General features: G+C 72.9%; 16 protein-coding genes. 7 read left to right on the top strand and 9 right to left on the bottom strand.

The features are described from left to right. Positions 1 to 87 precede the first annotated feature (87 nt). Complete coding sequence (locus C4J65_RS33345; protein WP_115745789.1) at positions 88 to 663, top strand: TerB family tellurite resistance protein; 576 nt, start codon at positions 88 to 90, stop codon at positions 661 to 663. Here C4J65_RS33345 and C4J65_RS33340 read toward each other — a convergent pair whose 3' ends face one another. After that, positions 664 to 1275 carry a CGNR zinc finger domain-containing protein gene (locus C4J65_RS33340; protein ID WP_115745788.1) on the bottom strand — a complete coding sequence of 204 codons (612 nt, stop codon included), beginning with the start codon at positions 1273 to 1275 and terminating at the stop codon, positions 664 to 666. A gap of 38 nt (positions 1276 to 1313) precedes the next feature. Between C4J65_RS33340 and C4J65_RS33335 the strand changes: the two genes are divergently transcribed. Together C4J65_RS33335 and C4J65_RS33330 are read left to right on the top strand one after the other, a co-directional pair. After that, complete coding sequence (locus C4J65_RS33335; protein WP_115745787.1) at positions 1314 to 2477, top strand: MFS transporter; 1164 nt, start codon at positions 1314 to 1316, stop codon at positions 2475 to 2477. Positions 2478 to 2510: 33 nt separating this feature from the next. Next, a complete protein-coding gene (locus C4J65_RS33330) occupies positions 2511 to 3419 on the top strand; it encodes an aminoglycoside phosphotransferase family protein (RefSeq protein ID WP_115745786.1) in 909 nt (302 codons plus the stop codon). A 22-nt stretch (positions 3420 to 3441) separates the two neighbouring features. Here C4J65_RS33330 and C4J65_RS33325 read toward each other — a convergent pair whose 3' ends face one another. Next, positions 3442 to 4920 (bottom strand): DUF6351 family protein, encoded by a 1479-nt coding sequence (locus tag C4J65_RS33325; protein WP_115745785.1) that lies wholly within the window; start codon positions 4918 to 4920, stop codon positions 3442 to 3444. A 256-nt stretch (positions 4921 to 5176) separates the two neighbouring features. Between C4J65_RS33325 and C4J65_RS33315 the strand changes: the two genes are divergently transcribed. Next, entirely contained in the window at positions 5177 to 6394 is a 1218-nt protein-coding gene (locus C4J65_RS33315; RefSeq protein WP_115745784.1) for an alginate lyase family protein, read from the top strand. A gap of 22 nt (positions 6395 to 6416) precedes the next feature. Here the strand turns inward: C4J65_RS33315 and paaE are convergent, their stop codons facing one another. Genes paaE through paaA form a run of 5 tightly spaced genes read right to left on the bottom strand, consistent with a single transcriptional unit; the run spans position 6417 to position 10163 of the window. Next, positions 6417 to 7523 (bottom strand): 1,2-phenylacetyl-CoA epoxidase subunit PaaE, encoded by a 1107-nt coding sequence (gene paaE / locus C4J65_RS33310; protein WP_115745783.1) that lies wholly within the window; start codon positions 7521 to 7523, stop codon positions 6417 to 6419. Beyond that, positions 7523 to 8038: a 1,2-phenylacetyl-CoA epoxidase subunit PaaD gene (paaD, locus tag C4J65_RS33305; RefSeq protein ID WP_162833471.1), complete on the bottom strand. Its 516-nt coding sequence runs from the start codon at positions 8036 to 8038 to the stop codon at positions 7523 to 7525. The genes paaE and paaD overlap by 1 nt, the downstream gene beginning before the upstream one ends. Then, positions 8032 to 8859 carry a 1,2-phenylacetyl-CoA epoxidase subunit PaaC gene (gene paaC, locus C4J65_RS33300; RefSeq protein ID WP_115745782.1) on the bottom strand — a complete coding sequence of 276 codons (828 nt, stop codon included), beginning with the start codon at positions 8857 to 8859 and terminating at the stop codon, positions 8032 to 8034. Before paaC ends, paaD begins: the two co-directional genes overlap by 7 nt. 9 nt (positions 8860 to 8868) lie before the next feature. Beyond that, positions 8869 to 9180, bottom strand: coding sequence for a 1,2-phenylacetyl-CoA epoxidase subunit PaaB (gene paaB / locus C4J65_RS33295; RefSeq protein WP_115745781.1), 312 nt, complete (start codon positions 9178 to 9180; stop codon positions 8869 to 8871). Further along, positions 9177 to 10163, bottom strand: coding sequence for a 1,2-phenylacetyl-CoA epoxidase subunit PaaA (gene paaA / locus C4J65_RS33290; protein ID WP_115746763.1), 987 nt, complete (start codon positions 10161 to 10163; stop codon positions 9177 to 9179). The genes paaB and paaA overlap by 4 nt, the downstream gene beginning before the upstream one ends. 212 nt (positions 10164 to 10375) lie before the next feature. Here paaA and paaI point away from each other — a divergent pair, with 212 nt between their 5' ends. The 3 genes from paaI (at position 10376) to C4J65_RS33275 (ending at position 13587) form a co-directional block, all read left to right on the top strand. Continuing rightward, positions 10376 to 10834: a hydroxyphenylacetyl-CoA thioesterase PaaI gene (gene paaI / locus C4J65_RS33285; RefSeq protein WP_240330663.1), complete on the top strand. Its 459-nt coding sequence runs from the start codon at positions 10376 to 10378 to the stop codon at positions 10832 to 10834. Beyond that, positions 10831 to 12177 carry a phenylacetate--CoA ligase PaaK gene (paaK, locus tag C4J65_RS33280; protein WP_115745779.1) on the top strand — a complete coding sequence of 449 codons (1347 nt, stop codon included), beginning with the start codon at positions 10831 to 10833 and terminating at the stop codon, positions 12175 to 12177. Before paaI ends, paaK begins: the two co-directional genes overlap by 4 nt. A 111-nt stretch (positions 12178 to 12288) precedes the next feature. Further along, positions 12289 to 13587: an NAD(P)-binding domain-containing protein gene (locus C4J65_RS33275; RefSeq protein WP_115745778.1), complete on the top strand. Its 1299-nt coding sequence runs from the start codon at positions 12289 to 12291 to the stop codon at positions 13585 to 13587. Positions 13588 to 13694: 107 nt separating this feature from the next. Here C4J65_RS33275 and C4J65_RS33270 read toward each other — a convergent pair whose 3' ends face one another. Both C4J65_RS33270 and C4J65_RS33265 read right to left on the bottom strand, forming a co-directional pair. Beyond that, a complete protein-coding gene (locus tag C4J65_RS33270) occupies positions 13695 to 14822 on the bottom strand; it encodes a tryptophan dimethylallyltransferase family protein (RefSeq protein WP_115745777.1) in 1128 nt (375 codons plus the stop codon). Between the two features lie 207 nt (positions 14823 to 15029). Next, positions 15030 to 16376: a cytochrome P450 gene (locus C4J65_RS33265; RefSeq protein WP_115745776.1), complete on the bottom strand. Its 1347-nt coding sequence runs from the start codon at positions 16374 to 16376 to the stop codon at positions 15030 to 15032. Between the last annotated feature and the right edge of the window lie 8 nt (positions 16377 to 16384).

The raw sequence follows: 16384 nt of genomic DNA, 5'->3' as shown, positions 1-16384 counted from the left end.
GTTCCCGGACGCGTTCATCGTGGTGACCGCGGGAAACAGCGGCCGAGGACAGACCGATACACAGCGACAGAAGCCGAGGTGGCACGAGTGGCGATGTGGGACAAGATCAAGGACCAGGCCAAGACCTTCCAGCAGTCCCAGGGCACTCGGGGAGCGAGCGGATCCGGGCAGGGATCGCACGGCCCCTCGACGGGCGGCAGGCCGGGCTCGTCCTCCGGCGGTTCCAAGGCCCAGCTGGTCGGGATGTTCAAGTCCCAGCTCGCCTCGGCCAAGAACGAGCTCAAGAGCGGCGCCTACCGGGACGCCACCATGGCCCTGTGCGCACTGGTCGCCGCCGCCGACGGCCGGGTGGAGCCGGCCGAGCGGCAGCGCGTGGAGGAGCTGATCGTCTCCAACGAGGTGCTGCAGAACTTCCCGGCGGACCAGCTCCGCCAGCGGTTCAACCAGCACGTGGACCGGCTGCTCGCCAACTTCGAGCAGGGGAAGGCCGAGGCCCTCCAGGTGATCGCCAAGGCCGCCAAGAAGCCCGCGGAGGCCCGTGCGGTCGTGCAGACCGGCATGGTGGTCGCCGGGGCCGACGGATCCTTCGAGCCGTCCGAGCAGTACGCGATCCGCGAGGCGTGCACCGCGCTGAACATCCCGCCCTCGGAGTTCGGCGTCTGATCACCCCTCGGCCCGGCGCCGGTGCGCCGCGACCCGCTCCCGGGTCGCGCAGCGACGTGAGCAGTAGCGGCGCTCCGGACCGCTGCCCCGGGCGATGAAGACGTTCCGGCAGCGTGCGGAGACGCAGACCCTGCCGGGCGGGCGCTGACGGTCCCAGACCAGGACCGTCAGCGCCAGACAGGACGAGGCCAGGAACCATTCGGGCCACGGCGCGTCGTCGGCGCGGTCGACGTGCGGGTGCCAGGGAGTTCCGCCCCCGTGGGACGTCAGGCGCAGGCGTCCCGTATGTGCGCCGAGGAGGCGGTTCAGTACGTGCGCGGCGGCGTCGGCGGACTCCGCCGCGAAGACGTCCCGCAGCAGGGCGGCGGCTCCGCGCATCCCCTCCACGTCGCGCGCGGTGAGGTCGATGGGCTCCTTCTCGCCGTAGGCGCGCAGCACCTCGGCGACCGCGCCGGGGGCCGGGCCTGCGCCGGCGTCGGCAGGGCCCGCGACGAGCACGTTGACGAGAGCGGCGGTGCGCCGCGCCGTGGACAGCACGGAGTGCCTCGTGGACCAGTCGTCGTCGGGGGCGTGGGCGTCGCGAGGCGTGGACACCGGCCGAATGTAACGCATATTGCCGAGTTTTGAGTTACCTCCGTAACGTCTCCCCGGTGCCGAAGGGTTACTCACTACGCCTCTACTTGACCGCGGCGACGGCGGCGCGCGCCGGGGAGGAGATGTCCGGACCGGCGCTGCTGCTGGCGGGCCTCGCCGTCACCGGTTCGACGACCGACGCGTCGACGCTGCTCGCGGGCATCACGGTCTCCGCCGCGGTCGGCGGACCACTGCTCGGGGCGCTCCTGGACCGGGCGGGGCGACCGGGTCGCCTGCTGGCGGGCGCGCTCGCGCTGTACGCGACGGGGCTGCTGGTGATCCTCGCCGGGCTCGGCCGACTCCCCATGGCCTGCACCCTCCCGCTCGCGGTGCTCACGGGGCTGCTGGGCCCGGCCCTGTCGGGCGGCTGGACCGCCCAGCTCCCCCGCGTGGCGGCACACGCGCGGCTGCCCCGGGCCAACGCGCTGGACGCGATGACCTTCGGCATGGCGAGCCTGGCGGGTCCGGCCCTGACCGGGGGTGCGGCCGTGCTGCTGGGAGCCTCCACGGCCCTCGCACTTGCCGCGGCACTGATCACGGCGGCCTTGCCCGCCGCGTGGCGGCTGCCCGCGCGCACCGTCCCCGACCGGGACACCCGGCCGGGGACGGTGGCGGGCGCCCTCGCCGCCGGGTTCCGGGTCGTCCTGCGGCGCCCGCTCCTGGCCCGGGCGACCTTCACCTCGGTGACCTCCTGCGCCGCCCAGGGCATGCTGGCGGCCTGCGTCCCGCTCCTCGGCGCACAGTGGCTCGGTGCGGCCGGGCGCGGCGTCCTGCTGTTCTCCGGCGCGGCGGTGTCCGCCCTGGCGGCCAACGCCGTCCTCGCACGGCGCCCGCTCGCCGTCGCCCCCGACACGGTCGTCCGGGCGGGCGCCCTGGTCCAGGCGGTCGCGCTGACGCTGGCGGCGACGGGCCGGCCGGTGGCGCTGGTGGTCGCCGTGCTCGTCCTCGGCATCGGTGAGGGCCCCCAGCTCACCGCGCTGTTCGCGGTACGCCACCGGGAGGCCCCGGAGCACCTGCGGGGCCAGGTCTTCACCACCGGGGCAAGCCTCAAGATCACCGCGTTCGCCCTGGGCGTGGCCGTCGCCGGCCCCCTCGCCGCGTGGTCCCTGCCGGGCACGCTGACGTTGGCGGCGGGGACGGCGGCGGCGGGGGCACTGGCCCTCGGCCGGGAAAGCGTTTGACGGCCGTCCGCGTCGAAGGATCGGATGAGGGCCATGAGTTCAGGGCAGAGGCATCCGGACCGGTGCCGCGTCGACGACCGTCTGGTACGGCGCCTGGTCGAGGGGCAGTTCCCGCGGTGGTCGGGCCTGCCCGTCGAACGCTTCCCCTCCGGCGGTACGGTCAACGCGATGTACCGGCTGGGCGAGGACATGGTCGTACGGCTGCCGCTGACCGAGGGCGGCGTCACGGACGTGACGACGGAGCGGGCGTGGCTGCCGCGGCTGTCGCCGCTGCTGCCGACCGCGGTGCCCGAGGTGCTCGGGGAAGGGGTGCCGGGCGACGGGTACCCGTGGCCCTGGTCGGTCTACCGGTGGCTGCCCGGGGAGAACCCGGAGGCCGGAGCGCTGACCGAGCCCGTGCGGCTGGCGGAGGATCTGGCCGCCTTCGTGGCGGCGATGCGCGGCCTCTCCCTGCCCGACGCGCCGAAGGCGTACCGCGGTGGGCCGCTGGCCACGCTAGACGCGCCGACGCGGGCCGCGCTCGACGAACTGCGGTCCCTCCCCGAAGAGGACGTCGACTGCGACACGCTGGCCGCCGTGTGGCAGGACGCGCTGCGCGCACCGGTCTGGGAGGGGCCGCCCGGTTGGCTGCACGCGGACCTGATGCCGGGCAACCTGCTGGTGGACGGCGGCAGGCTGTCCGCGGTGATCGACTTCGGGTGCATGGGGGTGGGCGATCCGGCCTGCGACCTCTTCCCGGCGTGGAATGTGCTGCCGGCCGGCGCGCGGGAGGTCTTCCGCGAGGCACTCGGCGTCGACGACGCGGCCTGGCGGCGCGGCCGGGGCCGCACCCTGTCCCAGGCCCTGATCGCCCTGCCGTACTACCGGAAGACCAACCCCGCGATGGCGGGCAACGCCCGGCACGTGATCCGGGCGGTGCTGACGGAGGCGGAGGACCGCTAGGTCAGCGGCGCGGTCCCACGGCCTACGGCGCGATCCCCACGCCCTCGATCCTGCTCCACGCCCGCTCCTGCGCGGCCGTCATGGCGGGCCAGGCGAGAGAGCCCGGCCGGGGCCGCACCCGGGAGGCGTACGGCGACGGGTGGAAGCCGGGGTCGTAGAAGCAGCCCTCGCCGTACCTCGCGTCGAAGACGGCGCAGGAGTCGGCGATCGAGCGCGGGCTCGGCCTGCGGCCGGTGCGCACCCAGGAGTCCAGTGCGGCCAGGGAGCCCGCGTACTCGGAGTCGCTCAGCGAGCTGTGCTCGTGTTCCCGCGTGAAGGTCTGGACGAGGTTCCGGTCCCGGCCGGCGCCCCGGAGCGTGGCACGGTAGGCCGCCTCGTGCTCCACGAACGCGGTCGGGTCGTCGATGGCGTGCAGGGTGAGAACGGGGAGGGAGACCTGGCCGGTGAGGTCGCTGTCCCAGGACAGGTCGCGGCGTGCGGCGGGGTCGGCCGAGAAGCGCTCGACGCCCGCGTTGAGCGCCTTGTCGTCGTGCGAGCCCGAGTAGCGCACTCCGCGGTTGCTCCAGGGGTTCCGCCCGTCCAGCCGGTTGCTCACGATGTCCCGGAACGTGAAGGTGGCGAACCGGAGATGGGACTCCAGGGTGCGCTCGGGGATGCCGGTGACGGCGAGGATGTCGTCGAGGTTGCGCTGCTGCGCCGCGGTGCGGTCCGCCGGGTCCGAGGCGTAGCCCGTGCACTCCTGGAGCCGGGCGCGCAGGCCCGCGGTGGTCATGGTGGAGCCGGGGCGCAGCCCCTGCCACAGGGGGTACTGCGGCTCGGTGGGGCGCGGGTGGTTGTGGCAGTAGTACTGGTAGACCACCCGCAGGTCCACGCGGTAGTCGTAGCCGCGCGAACCGCCGCCGAGCACGCCGTTGGTCAGCAGCACCCCGTCGTAGGCGCCGGGTTGCCGGCCGTAGGTCTCGGCGACCTTCGCGGCGACGTTCCCGCCCCAGGACTGGCCGTGCAGGTAGGTGTGTTCCGGCCGGCCGAACCGGTCGGTGAACAGGCGGCGCACGCTCTCGGTGTCGGCGGCCGCCATGCGGGCCCCGTAGCCGCCGCGCCGGTAGGAGGAGCCGGCCCAGGCGTACCCCTGGTCGACCATCACCGCCCAGCGCTCCAGGTCCTCGGTGCTGCGGGCGGGGTCCGAGGCGTCGCCGAGGTCGGGGCCGCCGTGCGCGTGCACGACCAGGGAGCCGTTCCAGCGGTGGGGCACGGCCATCGTGTAGTAGGCGCCGTCGGCCTCCCGGCCGGTGTAGCAGGTGGCCTTCTCGGCGAGGGCGGGCGGGCAGTCGGCGGCCGACGGCTGTCCGGCCGACGGCTGTCCGGCCGCCCGGGCGGGGGCGGCGGAGACGTTGCCGAGGGTGCCGAGGAAGACGGCGGCGAGCGCGGCGGCCACCACCGCCGGGCGGCTTCTGCGGTGTGTGGGCCGGGTGTCGTGCGCGGGAGCGGGGGGTGTGGTCAAGGTGCGGCTCCTGTACGTGCTGCTGCGGGCCGGCGCGAAGTTGCGCTGCGAGCCGGGATGTTAGGAATCCCCCGGATCCGGAGCCACCCCTTCGGCCGTTGCGTTCATAGTGTTCGCCGAGCCCCGCCCGCCCGGAACTCCGTGCTTTCCTGCGTGGCCTCTTGACGCCCCATTGGTCTCTACCTATCGTCACCGCCCAGTCGGACGTTCAGAACAGCACTCAACGTTCACATACTCGAACGGATGGACCCCCCACATGTCCTCTGCTCCCCCGCGCCGTCACCGGAGATCCCGCTCCGTCCTCCTCGCCACCCTCACGGCGGCACTCACCGGCGCCCTGCTGACCGGACCCGGCTCGGCCACCCCCCGCGCGGACGCCGCACCGGCCGCGTTCACGCACCCCGGAGTCACCGTCTCCCAGGGTCAACTCGACTTCGTCCGCGCCAAGGTCGACGCCGGGGCCCAGCCCTGGAAGGGCGCCTTCGACCAGATGACGGCGAGCAGGTACGCCGACCCGAACCGCGTCCCGAAACCCCGCGCAGTGGTGGAGTGCGGGTCCTACTCCAACCCGAACTACGGCTGCACCGACGAGCGCGAGGACGCGATCGCGGCCTACACCAACGCGCTGGCCTGGTACTTCACCCGGGACGAGAGGTACGCCCGCAAGTCCATCGAGCTGATGGACGCCTGGTCGGCCGTGCTCCGGGACCACACCAACAGCAACGCGCCGCTGCAGACCGGGTGGGCCGGGTCGTCCTGGCCCAAGGCCGCCGAGATCATCAAGTACACGTACGGCGGCGCCTGGACGAACTCCGGCCGCTTCGCCACCATGCTCCGCGACGTCTACCTGCCCGAGATCATCAACGGCTCCAACTCCAACGGCAACTGGGAGCTGACGATGACGGAGGCCGCCGTCGGCATCTCCGTCTTCCTGGAGGACCGGGCCTCCTACGACAAGGCCATGGCCAGGTTCCGCACCCGCACGGCCGCGTACGTGTACCTGAACTCCGACGGAGACCTGCCGAAGACCGTGCCGAGCCAGCACCTCGACACCCGGGACAAGATCGTCAAGTACTGGCAGGGCCAGTCCACCTTCGTCACCGGCCTCACCCAGGAGACCTGCCGGGACTTCACCCACACCGGGTACGGCATCTCGTCCATCTCGCACGTCGCCGAGACCAGCCGGATCCAGGGGCAGGACCTCTACGGCACCGACGTCGGCGAGCGGCTGCGGCACGCGCTCGGCTTCCAGGCCAAGTACCAGCAGGGCGCCGCTGTCCCGAGCTGGTTGTGCGGGGGCGAGGTGGACCTCGGCCTGGGCCCCGTGACCGAGGTCGGCTACAACGCCCTGCACAACCGCCTCGGGTTCGCCATGACCAACACCCAGGCCCTGACCGAACGCACCCGCCCCTCCGGCACGAACAACCTCTTCGTCGCCTGGGAGACCCTCACCCACGGCGACAACCCCGCCTGAGCGGACCAGGGGCGACGTCCTGTCAGCTGTCGTAGTCCACGGTCAGCTTCTCCGAGACCGGGTACGACTGGCAGGTCAGGACGTAACCGGCGTCGACCTCGGCGGTTTCGAGCGCGTAGTTGCGGCGCATGTCGACACTGCCGTCGGTGACCAGGGCCCGGCAGGTTCCGCAGACCCCGCCCTTGCAGGCGAAGGGCAGGTCGGGGCGGGTCTGCTGGGCCCCGTCGAGCACCGACCGCTCCCGGGAGAGCGAGGAGGTCGTCGAGCGGCCGTCCAGGGTGATGGTGACCTCGCTGACGGGTCCTTCGGGGCCGCTCTCCTCGTGGCGCACCTCCCGTACGGGTTCGTCGTCTGCGTAGAACAGTTCCCGGTGGACGCGGTCGGCCGGGACGCCGAGGCCGGTCAGGACCTGTTGGGCGTCGGCGACCATGCCCTGCGGTCCGCACAGCCACCAGTGGTCCGTGCTCTCCGCGTCCAGCAGCGAGCCGATGAGCGCCGAGAGCCGTCCCGCGTCCAGGCGTCCGGAGAGCACCTCGGCCTCGCGGGGCTCGCGGGAGAGCACGTGGGCGAGGTGGAAGCGGGTCGGGTGGAGGTCCTTCAGGTCGGCGAGCTGGTCGGCGAACATCACCGTGTCGGTGCGGCGGTTGCCGTAGAAGAGGGTGACGGTGGAGCGGTCGTCGGCGGCGAGCACCGACTCGGCGATGGACACCATCGGCGTGATGCCCGAACCGGCCGCGATCAGTACATGGTGGCCGGGGGTGGTCAGGTCGGGCGTGAAGAGGCCGGTGGGCGCCATCACCTCGACGGTGTCGCCCGGCCGCACCTCGTCGACCAGCCACGCCGAGAACAGTCCGCCCGGCACCACCCGGACCCCGATGCGCGGCGCCGAGCCGGCCGGTGCGCAGATCGAGTACGAGCGGCGCTCGTCCCGGCCGTCCACCTCGCGCCGCAGGGTGAGTGACTGACCGGGCGCGAAGACGAACTCCCCGGCCAGCTCGTCGGGGATCTCGAAACTCACGGCCGCCGCGTCCGCGCACAGCCGCTCGACGGCCGCGACGCGCAGACGGTGGAAGGCGGGCCGGCGGCGGGTACGCACCGGGGCCGCCGGGACGGGGGCGGTCGGGGCCATCAGATCTCCTTGACGTACTCGAACGGCTCGCGGCAGGCCCGGCAGCGCCACAGCGCCTTGCAGGACGTGGCGGCGAAGCGGGAGGTCTCCTCGGTGTCCGCCGAGCCGCAGCGGGGGCAGGGCACCGCGGGCCGGGTGGGCGACAGCACCAGGGAGACCGGGCCGCGGGGCGCGGCGCCGGGCGGGGCGATCCCGTGCTCGGCGAGCTTGCCGCGGCCGGACTCGGTGATCCAGTCGCTGGTCCAGGGCGGGTCCAGGACGGTGCGGATCTCCACGCGCGGGTAGCCCGCCGCGCGCAGCCGAGCGGCGACGTCCGCCCGCATCTCGGCCATGGCCGGGCAGCCCGAGTAGGTGGGGGTCAGGCTGGCGACCACGGTGCCGTCCCCTTCCACCTCGACGTCGCGCAGGACGCCGAGGTCGGCGAGGGTCAGCATGGGCAGCTCGGGGTCGGCCACCTGCTCGGCGACGTGCCGGGCGCGGCGGGCGTCCAGGAGGGCGGGGTCCCGGGTCACCATGTCGCCTCCGGGTGGGCGCGGGCGACGCCCTGCAGCTCGGTCAGGAGCGGCGCCAGGTGTTCGGTGTGCTCGCCGGCCCGGCCCGAGCCGGGCAGCGGCCGGTACACGGGCAGGGGCAGCCCGGCCGCCTCCGTGACCTGGCGCAGGTCGTCGGCGACCTCGTCCCGGACGTCGTACGCCGTGTGCAGCTCACCCAGGTACGGGGCGACCTCGTCCAGTGCGGCGCGCATCCTGCGGTGCGACTCGTCGGTGCCGTCGCCCAGGCGCACGCACCACTCGGCGGCGTACTGCCGGTGGTAGGTCAGCTCCTTGACGCCCTTGGCGGCGACCGCCGCGAGCACCGGGTCGGGGTGTGTCTCCAGCCGCCGGAAGTGGGCCAGGCGCCAGCTGGAGAGCACCAGCAGCCGCACGACGGCGAACGCGAAGTCGCCGCCCGGGAGTTCGGCCAGGCGGACGTTGCGGAAGTCGCCGGCGTCGCGGAAGTAGGCGTAGGCGTCCTCGCCGCGGCCGGTGCCGTCGGCCTGGCCTGCGCGCGAGTAGAGCAGGCGGGCCTGTCCGAGGAGGTCGAGGCCGATGTTGGCCAGCGCCACCTCCTCCTCCAGCTCGGGCGCGCGGGTGACCCACTCGGCGAGCCGCTGGGCGCCGACCAGGGCGTCGTCGGCGAGCGCGAGGCACTCGGCGGCCAGCGCCGCGGCGTCGACGCCCTCGGGGACGGTGGTGTCGACGCCGTGCAGCGGGTCCTCGAAGCCGGTGCCGTAGGCCCAGCGGGTGTCGTCCTCGTGCCCCTCGGCCAGGGTGAGGTAGACGTGGTCGTCACTCATGCCCTGCTCCTAGATGTGCGGGACGTCGTCGGGGATGTCGTAGAAGGTCGGGTGGCGGTAGACCTTGTCGGCGCTGGGGGCGAAGAAGGGGTCCTTCTCGTCGCGGGTGGAGGCGGCGATGTGCTCGGAGCGCACCACCCAGATGCTCACGCCCTCGTTGCGCCGGGTGTAGAGGTCGCGGGCGTGGGTGAGGGCCATGGCGTCGTCGGCGGCGTGCAGCGAGCCGACGTGGACGTGGTTAAGGCCGCGCTTGCCGCGCACGAACACCTCGTACAGCGGCCAGCCCCTCCTGTCGGTCTGCCGGGCCTTCTCGGGGGTCATGCCGCCGCTCCCTTCTCCGCGCGGGCGGCCTGCTTGGCGGCGTGGGCGGTGGCCGCCTCGCGCACCCAGGCGCCCTCCTCGTGGGCGGTGCGCCGCCGCTCCATCCGCCGGTCGTTGCAGGGCCCGTCGCCCTTGATGACCCGCATCAGCTCGTCCCAGTCGGGGGTGCCGAAGTCGTGGTGACCGCTCTCCTCGTTCCAGCGCAGCTCCGGGTCGGGCAGGGTGACGCCGAGCTTCTGTGCCTGCGGGACGGTCATGTCGACGAAGCGGCGGCGCAGCTCGTCGTTGCTGTGCCGCTTGATCTTCCAGGCCATGGAGCGCGCCGAGTTGGGCGAGGCGTCGTCGGGCGGGCCGAACATCATCAGGGACGGCCACCACCAGCGGTTCACCGCGTCCTGGACCATCTCCCGCTGGGCGTCGGTGCCGCGCATCATCGTCATCAGCAGCTCGTAGCCCTGCCGCTGGTGGAAGGACTCCTCCTTGCAGATGCGCACCATCGCGCGCGCGTAGGGCCCGTACGAGCTGCGGCACAGCGGCACCTGGTTGCAGATCGCGGCGCCGTCCACGAACCAGCCGATCACTCCGACGTCGGCGAAGCTCAGGGTCGGGTAGTTGAAGATCGACGAGTACTTCTGGCGCCCCTCGATCAGCCGCTGGGTGAGGTCGTCGCGATCCGCGCCGAGCGTCTCGGCCGCCGAGTACAGGTACAGCCCGTGCCCGGCCTCGTCCTGGACCTTGGCGAACAGGATCGCCTTGCGGCGCAGCGACGGGGCCCGGGTGATCCACTCACCCTCGGGCTGCATGCCGATGATCTCCGAGTGCGCGTGCTGGGCGATCTGCCGTACCAGCGTCTTTCGGTAGCCGTCGGGCATCCAGTCCCGCGGCTCGATGCGCTGGTCGCGCGCGATCGTCGCGTCGAAGTGCTCCTGGAGCCCGTCCGGCGCGTCCGGGGGCGGCGCCTCGGCGGCGTGTGTCGTGGTCATCGTCACCAGCTTCCCAACCGACCATTCGTTCGGTATCAGTGTGACGTGTTTCCGTGCGCCGGGCAAGGGCCGGACCCCGCCGGTCACACTCTTGACAGCGCCGCCGCGTGGCTGGATTACTTGGCCTTGCCGCGAGCTAACCGAATGGTCGGTCGGGAGACAAGGTGGTGGATACGGTGTCGCAGGCCACTGAGCAGACGCCCACGGAGGCGATGTTCTCCGCGGACGAGGCCTCCCGGGGGCTCGGGATCGAGCTGGTGGAGCACGGGGAGGGGACCGCCCTGGTCCGGATGACCGTGACCCCGGCGATGGTGAACGGACACCGGATCGCCCACGGCGGATTCCTGTTCCTGCTGGCCGACACCGCCTTCGCCTGCGCCTGCAACAGCCACGGCCCGGTGACCGTGGCGGCCGGCGCCGACATCGTCTTCGTCGCCCCGGCCCGCGAGGGCGACGTGCTCGTGGCCCGCGCCGAGGAGCGGGTCCGGTACGGACGCAGCGGGATCTACGACGTGAGCGTGCGGCGCGGCGACGAGGTGGTCGCGGAGTTCCGGGGGCGCAGCCGCAGCGTGCGGGACGACGGGCGAGGCACCGCCGACGGCAACGGCAACGGGGCGCGGCAGGACACGGCGCGCGAGACGCCCGGCACGACGACGAAGGAGTCGCGATGAGCAGCGAGCCGACGACCGGGGCGGCCCCGGCGCCCCGACCGGGCGAGCCCCTCCCCCACGACCTGCTGGACGACGCCGAGCGCCTGTCCCGCGAGCAGCTCCGGGAGCTCCAGCTCGGCCGTCTGCGCGCGACCCTGCGGCACGCCTACGACAACGTCGAGCTGTACCGCAAGAAGTTCGACGCCGCCGGGGTGACCCCCGACGACTGCCGCAGCCTGGCCGACCTGTCCAGGTTCCCCTTCACCACCAAGGCCGACCTGCGGGACACCTACCCCTTCGGCATGTTCGCCGTCCCGATGGCCGACGTGCGGCGCGTGCACGCCTCCAGCGGCACCACCGGCCGCGCCACCGTCGTCGGGTACACCGAGAACGACCTGTCCATGTGGGCGGACGTCATAGCCCGTTCGATCCGCGCCGCGGGCGGCCGCCCCGGCCACAAGGTCCACATCTCCTACGGCTACGGCCTGTTCACGGGCGGCCTCGGCGCGCACTACGGCGCCGAACGTGCCGGCTGCACGGTGATCCCCGCCTCCGGCGGCATGACGGCACGTCAGGTGCAGATCATCCAGGACTTCCGGCCCGAGATCATCATGGTCACCCCGTCCTACATGCTCACCCTGCTCGACGAGTTCGAGCGCCAGGGCGTCGATCCGCGCACCAGCTCCCTCGAGGTCGGCATCTTCGGCGCGGAGCCGTGGACCGAGGAAATGCGGCGCGAGATCGAGGAGCGCATGGACATCCACGCCGTCGACATCTACGGCCTGTCCGAGGTGATCGGCCCCGGCGTGGCGCAGGAGTGCGTCGAGACCAAGGACGGCCTGCACATCTGGGAGGACCACTTCTACCCCGAGGTGGTGGACCCGCTCACGGACGCCGTGCTGCCCGAGGGCGAGGAGGGCGAGATCGTCTTCACCTCCCTCACCAAGGAGGCGCTCCCGGTGATCCGCTACCGCACCCGCGACCTGACCCGCCTGCTGCCCGGCACCGCACGTCCCGCCTTCCGCCGGATGCGGAAGGTCACCGGCCGCTGCGACGACATGATCATCCTGCGCGGGGTGAACGTCTTCCCCACCCAGGTCGAGGAGATCGTGCTGCGCACGCCCGGCGTCGCCCCGCACTTCCAGATCCGGCTCACCGAACGCGGCCGCATGGATCACATGACCGTGCGCGTGGAGGCCCGGCCCGACGCGGGTCCCGAGCAGCGCGAGGCCGCCGCGAGGGCGATCGCCCAGGGCGTCAAGGACGGTGTCGGCGTGACCGTGGAGGTGGAGGTCGTCGAGCCGGAGACCCTGGAGCGCTCGCTCGGCAAGATCCGCCGGGTGTGGGACCAGCGGGGCGCGTGAAACGTGAGCACGGACACGTCCGTTCGTCGGTCGTGCTGGTGTGCGGGAAGAGACGGATGGGCAGTAAAGGCATGATCGGGGGAGGTTGAGTACATCCTGGGGGGACATCCCGTGCGTGTGTGTGTGATCGGTGCAGGCCTGTCGGGGCTGGCGGTGGGCCATGCCCTGAAGGAGCGCGGCATCTCCTTCGTCTGTCTGGAGAAGGCACCCGACGTCGGCGGGATCTGGCGTCAGCCGGGGGCCGGTGAGCGGGGTCCGGGCTATCAGTCCCTGCACCTGAACACCGCCAAGCAGCTGACCGGTTACGCGGACTTCCCGATGCCGTCCTCGTACCCGCTCTACCCCCGGCACGGGCAGGTCGCCGCCTATCTGCGCTCCTTCGCCGAGTGGGCGGATCTGCTCGGCCACGTCGAGCTGCGGACCGAGGTGGTGTCCGTCCGCCGGGACGCGGACGGCATGTGGACCGTCGTCAGCAGGGACGCGGACGGCGCACCGAGCTCACGCCGGTTCGAGCAGGTGGTCGTCGCCTCCGGGCACCACACCGACCCGGCCCTGCCCGACCCCCTTCCGGTCGGCGCGGAGTCCTTCGCCGGAACGATTCTTCACTCCCTCGACTACCGCGACGGCGCCGACTTCGCCGGCCGCCGCGTCGTCGTGGTGGGCCTCGGCGCCTCCGCGGTGGACATCGCCGCCGACCTCTCGCGGCACGCGGAGCGGACCCTGCTGTCGGTGCGCCGGGGGCTGCACATCGTGCCCAAGCAGCTCTTCGGGATGTCGGTCGACGAGATCGCCGAGGCGCCGTGGTGGAACGAGATGTCCTTCGCCCAGCGGCGCCAGTGGGTGGAGCAGGCCCTGCTGGTGGCGCGCGGCCGCCTGTCGGACTACGGCCTGCCCGAGCCCGACCACCCGGTCTTCTCCTCCGCGACGACCCTCTCGGACGAGATCCTCAGCCGGATCCGGCACGGGGCGGTGACCCCCAAGCCCGCGATCGCCTCCTTCGAGGGCGACCGGGTCGTGTTCGCGGACGGCAGCTCCGAGACCGCCGACGCGGTCGTCTACTGCACCGGTTTCCGCATGACCTTCCCCTTCCTGCCCGCCGGCTGTCCGGTGGCCGCCGACGGCTCGGTCGAGCTGTACCGGCGGGTCGCTCCGGCGGACCGGCCCGGGATGTACTTCGTCGGACTGGTGCGGCCCGTGGGCGCCATCACCCGTCTGGTGGAGGCCCAGGCACAGTGGGTGGCCCGCCTGATCGACGGCACCGCCGCACTGCCCTCGGCCGAGGAGATGCGCGAGGAGATCGGCGGGTACCTCACCGGCATCGTCCAGCGCTACGGCCGGACCGAAGGCGCTTCGATCCAGGTCGACGTGGGCCCGTACCTGGCCGAGTTCCGGGAGTCGCTGCCCGTGTGAGCGCCCCGCCGGGCGCCGCCGCACGGTCCGCGACGGCGCCCGGCCCATGCATGACAACGGCTCCCGGTGGATCGCACCGGGAGCCCCGTCGCGTGCGGGCGGTCCGGTCAGGACACCGGCAACGGCCGGCGGACGGTCCCCACGGCCGGCGGCCGCACCGCGTACGCCTCCGAGGAGAGGTACGCCGTCACCCGGGGCGGCTGGTCCTGCTGGTGGGCCAGCGCCAGGTAGGCGATCAGACCCACCCCGTCCTCGGGTCGCCGCTCGGTGAGGGCGGCCAGGGCGCGGTCGAGAACGGAGGCGTCCATGCCGTGGTGGCGCAGCACTCTCGACGCCCGGGCCAGGGCCTCCCCGTCGTGCCGGACGTAGTCCCTGACCGGGATGTGCAGGGTGAATCCACTCGGCCGCACGGTGCCCGTGTCGGTGAAGGAGTGGCAGGACAGGCCGGGCCGCCTGCCGAGCCCCGTCGCGTCGGGGCCGAGGCCCGCGGCCGTGCGGAAGAATCCCTCGACCGCCGCGGGCCCGGGGCCCGAGTCCATCCGGGACAGGCGCCCGGCCTGCCCGGCCGTGAGGTTGTCGTGCCGCACGTAGACCTTCACCCGGGGCTCCGCCCAGTCCCCGAGGTCCAGGGCGAGGAACGGGTACCCGCCGCCCTGCGGCAGGCCGTCGAAGGCCCGCCGGTGGCCGAGCCGGTGCAGAGCCTCGCGCACCGTCGCGGCGGAACGTTCCTCCCCGCCCGCCGCCGGGTTCAGATAGACCTTGACCCTGGGTACCCCGCCGGGCCTCAGCTCCAGGGCGCACCACAGGGCGAGGGGGCCCCGCGGGACGGGCGGCAGGAACAGGTCCTGGAGCTCGTCGAGGACGTCGGTGGTGAAGTCCCAGCGCCGCGCCATGGCCCGGATCGCCTCGAGCCCCGTCCGGCCGTTGCGAACCAGGCTGTCTGCGCCGCAGCCCGGTTCCACGAGGAGACGCATCGAGGGTTCCGCGTCCGGCCGGAAGGAGAGTGAGAACTCCACCGGGGTGTGATCGTCGGACAGGAAGGTCCGGGTGGGCGGTGCCAGACTCAGCGGCCGCTCGGCCATCGTGCCCAGTGCGTCGGTCAGGACCCCTGCGTAGGTCTCGACGTCGGCCCGGGACAGGCCCGCCACCGCGCCCAGTCTTCGCAGCTGGCCGCCGGTGAGGGAGCCGAGGGTGGGTGTGCCCCGCGGGTCCGGGCCCGTCGGTGCGGGGGTCACCGGCCCGTCCCCGGCCGGAGCCGCACAAAGTGATACCCGCCTCGGGGGGCGGGTATCAGGGGGTTCGGCGTCGGGAAAGCGGCGTTCGTGGATATCTGGTCCACGACACCTCCTTTGACTCGTAAGCAACTTGAGTACCGCGTTGCTCACTACCCGTGCCGTTCGATCTTCATGCAAATGGGACGGGTTGGGGAGGTGTTGCGCAGATCACCGTGTGAGCCAGTTGAGGAACTGGCTCCACATGCCGCCGCGTTCGGCCGGACGGGCCTGGCTCGCCGCCGGTTCCCGCTCGCCCGCGGCGGCCGGTCCCGGCTCGGCCCGCCGTGCGGGGCGCACCGGGGTGAAGCGCGCCGGAAGCGTGGCCAGGGCCCGGTTGAAGGGGCCCGGACGCCACGTCAGGCTGTCCTCGGGAACGGCGAGTTCGACGTCGGGCAGTTCGTTGAGCAGGTGCTCGATGGCCGTGACCGTGATGTGCCGGGCCGGCTCCTTGGACGGGCAGGCGTGCGGGCCCGCGCTCCAGGCGAGGTGCGCGCGGTTGCTGCCCGCCTGGCGGGAGGCCTTGAGGGCCGGACCGGTGTTGGCCGCGGCGAAGCCGACCAGCACGAGGTCGCCCGCCTGAAGCCGCTGACCGGCCAGTTCGGTGTCGGTGGCCGGGTAGTGCGGCGCGTAGTTGGCCATGGGCGGGTTCTCCCACAGCGTGTCGTCGAGCGCCTCGTCGATCAGACCGCCCTCACGGGCGTACCGCTCGTGGGTGAGGAGCCGGTGCAGGGTGTTGCCGAGGAGGTTGCGCAGGGGTTCGGCGCCCGCGCCCAGGAGCAGGGCGAGCTGGTGGACCATCTCCTCGTCGTCGAGCCGGGCCTCGTGCTGCATCAGCCAGGAGGTGACGTCGTCACCGGGCTTGCGCCGCTTGAGCGCGACGAGTTCGCCCACCGCCTGGAAGAGCACCTCGGTGGCCTTCTCGGCGTTGACCCCGTCGAACATGCCGGTGATGCCGAACAGCACCCGGTCGCCGATGTCGGCGGGGCAGCCGAAGAGTTCGTTGAACACGAACAGCGGCAGCTGCTTGGCATAGTCCCCGAGCAGGTCGGCCGAGCCGCGGGCGCCGAACTGGGAGACGAGGTAGCCGGAGATCTGCTCGGTGCTGCGGCTGAGGCGCCGGGTGTCCACCCGCGCCATGCTGTCGGTGACCGCCTGGCGCAGCCTGAGGTGGTCGGCCCCGTCGGCGAACATGCAGTTGGGCCGGTAGGCCAGCAGCGGTGCGACCGGGCTGTCCGGGCTCACCTTGCCCTCGTTGAAGGCCCGCCAGCGGCGCGCGTCCTTGCGGAAGGTGCCGGAGTCCTGCAGCAGTTGGAGCGCCGCCGCGTAGTCCGTGACCAGGGTCGCCTCGACGCCCGGGGCCAGTTCGACGGGGGCGGCGGCCCCGTAGTGGCGCAGGTACTCGTAGTACGCCTGCGGGTCGGCGGCGAACTCCGGCCCGTGCAGCGGCACCCGGGCGCCGGAGCCGTGGGCCGGGCAGCCGGGCGGCGGCACCGGGGCGGTGTCGTGGGCGTTCATGTCTGCTC

Source organism: Streptomyces sp. CB09001, assembly GCF_003369795.1.
Taxonomy (GTDB): domain Bacteria; phylum Actinomycetota; class Actinomycetes; order Streptomycetales; family Streptomycetaceae; genus Streptomyces.
Note: the sequence above shows the minus strand (reverse complement) of the source record. Positions and strands in the feature narration are given on the sequence as shown.